The sequence below is a fragment of the Kitasatospora sp. NPDC059803 genome, assembly GCF_042732255.1.
In the GTDB taxonomy this organism is placed as follows: domain Bacteria; phylum Actinomycetota; class Actinomycetes; order Streptomycetales; family Streptomycetaceae; genus Kitasatospora.
In genome coordinates this window covers 1-2,251 of record NZ_JBHWIJ010000535.1, presented here as the reverse complement: position 1 = coordinate 2,251, position 2,251 = coordinate 1, and the positions used below count along the sequence as shown (strand labels likewise).

At 70.9% G+C, this 2,251-nt stretch carries 2 protein-coding genes; one reads left to right on the top strand and one right to left on the bottom strand.

The window, feature by feature from the left end:
• Nucleotides 1-131: 131 nt before the first annotated feature.
• Nucleotides 132-692 carry a MarR family winged helix-turn-helix transcriptional regulator gene (locus ACFV6I_RS39210; RefSeq protein ID WP_063347409.1) on the bottom strand — a complete coding sequence of 187 codons (561 nt, stop codon included), beginning with the start codon at nt 690-692 and terminating at the stop codon, nt 132-134.
• Between the two features lie 147 nt (nt 693-839).
• On the opposite strand from ACFV6I_RS39210, the gene ACFV6I_RS39205 reads away from it, so the two are divergent.
• Nucleotides 840-2,144: an MFS transporter gene (locus tag ACFV6I_RS39205; protein WP_244293344.1), complete on the top strand. Its 1,305-nt coding sequence runs from the start codon at nt 840-842 to the stop codon at nt 2,142-2,144.
• Nucleotides 2,145-2,251: the final 107 nt, after the last annotated feature.

Below are 2,251 nucleotides of genomic sequence, written 5' to 3'. Positions count from 1 at the left end.
CACCAACGGCATCAACGGACGCATCATGGTGGTGCGCCTCGGCCACTGCTCGGTGCTGGTGTCCGGGCTATCCGTCGTAGTGGGCTGGTCCTACCTTATCTTCCCTGTGTTCGGTGAGCCGGGCGCGCGACTCAGGCCGGGTCGGCGGTGCGCCCGGGCGCGTCCGGCCGGCTCTCCTCGATCCGCCGCAGCATCCGCGCCAGCATCGCGGACAGCACGGCCCGCTCCTCGCCCGTGACGTCCTGGAGCAGCTCCTCCTCGAACACCGCCGCCATCCGCATCGACTCCAGCCACTTGTCGCGGCCGTTGTCGGTGAGCTCGATGATCACCCGGACCCGGTTGGTCTCGTCGCGCTCCCGGGTGACCAGGTCCTCGGCCACCATCCGGTCGATCCGGTGCGTCATCGCGGCCGGGGTGAGCCCGAGCCGCTTGGCCAGCTCGCCCGGTCCGAGCTGGTACGGGCTGCCGGAGACCACCAGTGCCTTGAGTACCTCCCACTCGGCGGCCGTGATTCCCAGCACAGTCAGCTGCCGGTCGTAGGCCACGCCCATCCGTCGGGCGACCCGGGACAGGGTCTGCACGATGGTCTCCACCTGGGGGTCCACGGTGGGGAATTCCCGCTGGTAGACGGCCACCTGCTCGGCGATGCCGAGCTCCCTGGCGGTGGCCGGCGCGGGCTTGTCCGTAGTCATGCGGACCAGTGTCGCACGGAGGCGTGAATCCCTTAAGCCTTTGACTCAACACTCTTCCGGTGCTAAGACTTTATCTTGTCAAACTTTAGCTCTGAAATCTTCTGGACCTTAAGAGTATCCAGTTGAATCCAGGAAGGGATGTGCACGGTGACCGGCACGGTGAAGCAGCAGAGGCAGCAGCGACGCGGGGCGGGCGGCCCGCTGCGCCGCGTCCAGATCGGCAACGCGCTCAGCGCGTTCGGCAGCGGCTTCACGATGCCGTACATGTTCGTGTACGTGGACCAGGTGCGCGGGCTGGGTTCGCTGGCGGCCGGGATGGTGTTCACCGTCTTCGCGCTGGCGGCGCTCGCCGTCCTCCCGTTCACCGGCCGCGGCATCGACAGGTACGGGCCCCGCCCGGTCCTGCTGGCCGGTACGGCGCTCGCCGCCACCGGCGCGTTCGCCTTCGGCCACGCCACCGGCACCCCGGCCCTGCTGGTCTCCTCCTTCCTGTTCGGCGCGGGTGTCACCACCTGCCAGCCGGCGCTCGCCACGATGATCGTCCGCTGCTCGACGGCCGCGACCCGCTCGCACGCCTTCGCGCTCCAGTTCACCCTGGTCAACCTGGGCATGGGCATCGGCGCCCTGGTCGGCGGCCAGATCGTGAACGTCGCCGACCCGGCCAGCCTCACCCGGCTGTTCACCATCGAGGCGGCGACCTTCCTCGGCCTGGCCCTGGTCACCGGCACCGCCCGGATGCCGGCCAACCCGCTGATCCCCCTCCAGGAGAAGAGCGACGGCCCGACCGGCCTGCGCGCGCTGGTCGCCGACAAGGCGATGCTGCGGCTCTGCGCGCTCGCCGGGCTGATCTTCTTCACCTGCTACGGCCAGTTCGAGTCCGGCGTCGCGGCCTTCGCCACCGACACCGTCGGCACGCCGCCCTCCACCCTGGGCTTCGCGATCGGCGCCAACGCGCTGACCATCGTCGTCCTGCAGATGTTCATGGTGCGGATCACCGCGCGCCGCCGCCGCACCACCGCGATGGCCGCGGCCGGCGTGGTCTGGCTCGGCGCCTGGGCGATGGCCCTGGTGGCCGGCCTGATCCGGACCGAGACCATGGCCGCCACGGTCGCGATCGTCTCGATCTACGCCCTGTTCGGCGTCGGCGAGTCGCTGCTCGCGCCCACCATGGGCCCGATCGTCGCCGACCTCGCCCCGGCCCGGCTGCTCGGCACCTACAACTCCGGGTACGCCCTGGTGAAGCAGATCGCCATCGCGGTCGGCCCGGCCGTCGGCGTGCTGCTGGTCGGCTCCGGCACCTGGCCGCTCTACCTCGCGGCCATGGCGGGCTCCACGCTGCTGGTCGTCGTCCTGGCGCTGCGGCTGCGCCCGTACCTCACGCCGGAGCAGGACAACGCGGCCCCGGCCGTGGTCCGCACCACGGTCGTCCGGGAGCTGCAGACGGCGGCGTGACCGCCGACGGGGGGCTGCGGAACGCCCGCTCAACCCACACCGCCATGTTGTGACAGCGGGCGGTGACCCCCCGCTAACTCGCTGTCGCTAGGGGGGGGACCGCGCGG

Excerpts from the sequence above, each read along its gene's own strand:
- ACFV6I_RS39210 (WP_063347409.1), bottom strand. The coding sequence starts at position 692 with ATGACTACGGACAAGCCCGCGCCGGCCACCGCCAGGGAGCTCGGCATC.